This is a genomic window from Streptomyces sp. NPDC005803, from assembly GCF_040630435.1.
GTDB lineage: Bacteria > Actinomycetota > Actinomycetes > Streptomycetales > Streptomycetaceae > Streptomyces.
In genome coordinates this window covers 1-2,706 of the sequence record NZ_JBEXXO010000069.1, presented here as the reverse complement: position 1 = coordinate 2,706, position 2,706 = coordinate 1, and the positions used below count along the sequence as shown (strand labels likewise).

Annotated in this window: 3 protein-coding genes; 2 read left to right on the top strand and 1 reads right to left on the bottom strand. The window is 65.7% G+C overall.

All coding sequences use genetic code 11. The annotated features are described in order from the left end of the window. Window positions 1-326 precede the first annotated feature (326 nt). Together ABZ454_RS38690 and ABZ454_RS38685 are read left to right on the top strand one after the other, a co-directional pair. Window positions 327-968: an SDR family oxidoreductase gene (locus tag ABZ454_RS38690; RefSeq protein WP_359544110.1), complete on the top strand. Its 642-nt coding sequence runs from the start codon at window positions 327-329 to the stop codon at window positions 966-968. A 93-nt stretch (window positions 969-1,061) separates the two neighbouring features. Beyond that, window positions 1,062-2,090 (top strand): amidohydrolase family protein, encoded by a 1,029-nt coding sequence (locus tag ABZ454_RS38685; RefSeq protein WP_359544109.1) that lies wholly within the window; start codon window positions 1,062-1,064, stop codon window positions 2,088-2,090. Window positions 2,091-2,180: 90 nt separating this feature from the next. On the opposite strand, the gene ABZ454_RS38680 is transcribed toward ABZ454_RS38685, so the two are convergent. Next, window positions 2,181-2,558 (bottom strand): hypothetical protein, encoded by a 378-nt coding sequence (locus ABZ454_RS38680; protein WP_359544108.1) that lies wholly within the window; start codon window positions 2,556-2,558, stop codon window positions 2,181-2,183. Window positions 2,559-2,706: the final 148 nt, after the last annotated feature.

Here is a 2,706-nt window from a genome sequence, read left to right as displayed (position 1 = left end):
ACATGCTCAGCCGAAGGCCGCCTGCGTGCACCGCAGTTACCAGTCCGAGTGATCAAGTACGAGAGATCGTTCGGGCCCTGAGGTTAAAGATCAAGATGAAGAGAATCCTATGAAAGAGGCCCCTTCATTCGCTCCGATAACAGCACGGCGAGCAGACTTGCGAAGCGCTACCGGACAGCCGCAGCAGCCCGCTGAGACGGCATCCCGGCGCACGAGGTGAGCTTGCCGCGTAAGAACGGAGATGACCCTGTATGCCATCGACTGGCGCAGATCGACACACGCCGACAGCACTCATCGTCGGGGCCTCGCGTGGCCTCGGCCACGCGATGGCGGCCGAACTCCTCGACCGGGGATGGAATGTCATCGGCACGGTCCGCGACACCACCACCCGAACGCCTCTGCATGATCTCGCGGACCGGACCGGCCGGCGCGTGAGTGTCGAGCACCTCGACATCAACGAGCCCGACCACCTGGCGCCCCTGCATGAACGCCTCACCCACCGCCAACTCGACCTGCTCTTCGTCAACGCCGGCACCACGAACAACGAGCAGACCCCGATCGGGGCGGTTCCGACATCGGACTTCGCCCAGGTGATGATCACCAACGCCCTCAGTCCCATGCGCGTGATCGAAGCGCTCGAAGGCCTCGTATCCCCCACCGGACTGATCGGCGCGATGTCGTCCGGGCAGGGCAGCATCACGAACAACACGACCGCTGGCCGCGAGGTCTACCGCGGAAGCAAAGCGGCCCTGAACATGTTCATGCGCAGCTTCGCGACCCGGCAGTCCGAGACGCAGCGCACCTTCGCCCTCCTGGCACCAGGCTGGATTCGCACCGCCCTGGGTGGGCCGGACGCACCGTTCACCGTCGAGGAAAGTGTCCCCCTGCTCGTGGACGTCCTGCTGTCCAAGCTGGGCATACCCGGTCTGGCATATCTGGACCGATCAGGTCAGACCGTGCCCTGGTGAACCAACCGATCACCACGCCGGGCGGCCTGACGAGAACGCCGCAGTCGGAGCTGCACGCCGGGTCCGTCCAGGCGCCACCCGATGCCACCTGCTGTGGCCGAACACAGAAACGAAGAGGCCATGCCGCTCATCGCGATCGAAGAGCACTGGATCATGCCGGACCTGACGTCCGCTCTGCGCGCTGCGCCGCTCAGCGACGAAACTCTCGCCTTCAACGAGATGGGCGACAACCAGCAACGCCTGGAAGACCTGGCGGCCGGCCGCACCGCGGCCATGGACGCTCAAGGCGTCGACCTGTCCGTCCTCGCCCTCACCCCACCGGGAACCCATCCGCTATCGCCCGAGAAAGCCCTGAGGCTGAGCCGCGACGCGAACGATGTGGCCGCCGAAGCCGTCTCCCGCAACCCCACCCGTTTTCGGTCACTGTCCACCCTGCCCATGTCCTCGCCGAAGGACGTCGCCGGCGAGCTTGAAAGGGCGGCGGGCATTGGGCACGTTGGCACCATGGTCTATGGCCGGGCAGGAGACCTGTTCCTCGACGATCCCGCCTACGACGGCTTCTTCTCGGCCGCGTCGGAACTCGGTCAGCCGGTGTTCATTCACCCTCAGCTGCCGTCGGACGCTGTCCGTGACTCCTCGTACCGAGGCTTCGACGCCATGACGGATCTCGCGTTCGCCACCTTCGGGTGGGGCTGGCACCTGGAGGCCGCGACGGCGGCCCTGCGCCTCATCCTGCGAGGCACATTAGACCGTCACCCGGACCTTCAGATCGTGCTCGGCCACTGGGGAGAGATGCTGCTGTTCTGGCTGGACCGAGCCGACAGTCTCTCCCGTATCGCCGGATTGCAGCGACCGGTGTCGGACTACGTCCGGTCGAACTTCCACATCACCGCATCCGGCATGCTCAACCCGGCCCTGCTGCAGCATGCCCTGTCCGTCACCTCCGCCGACAGGCTGATCTTCTCGACCGACTACCCCTTCCAGCGGCCGGCCAAGGAGGAGATCGATCTCTTCCTGAACCACTTCTCCACTGATGCGGAACGTGAACAATTCTCATGGGCCAACGCGGCTTCCCTGTTCGGGATTGACCTCCCATCCTCGGCCCAGGGCGAGAACGCCTGATCGGAGAACTTCGTCCCACGGACTCCGAATATCGCGTACTTGGAATGACGCTCCCCGCCAGCCCCGCTGTTCACCGTTTCCGAGCCGTGATCACCCGGCGGGCGCCGCGCAGAGCTCGGAGACGATCGCGAACGACGTCGTCACCATCGGCACCGCCATGGCCGGCGGCATCACCGCGTGCGTGGTCTGGCCGTGCGCCATCCCGTTGCGGATCTGCCGATCAAAAAAGTCGAGGTACTCCGCCTGCCGGGCCGTGAGGATGCCATCGGCGGCCGCGCCCTGCTTGATGAGGTCGAGCAGCGGCTTCTTGCCCGCGTCCGGGGTCCGGTCGCGGAGCACGATCTCCACCGCGATCAGGGAGTGCATGACCGCCACGGTGGAGAACTCGTAGCAGTAGTACGACTGGCGCAGCAGTTCGCGCGCCGTACGCAGGACCGTCGCCGCGCCTTCGGGAGCGCCGTCGGGCACGACCAGGTGGAAGGGACAGGTGGAAGGGACAGGTGGTGCCCGGCGCGTGCCCTCTTAGACCGTGTCCTATGTGGTGAGTCGGAGGAGTCGTTTGTAGCAGCAGAGGGCGGCGGCGAGGCCGAGAAAGGCCAGGTAGTTGCGGGGTTGG

Excerpts from the sequence above, each read along its gene's own strand:
- ABZ454_RS38690 (WP_359544110.1), top strand. The coding sequence starts at position 327 with ATGGCGGCCGAACTCCTCGACCGGGGATGGAATGTCATCGGCACGGTC.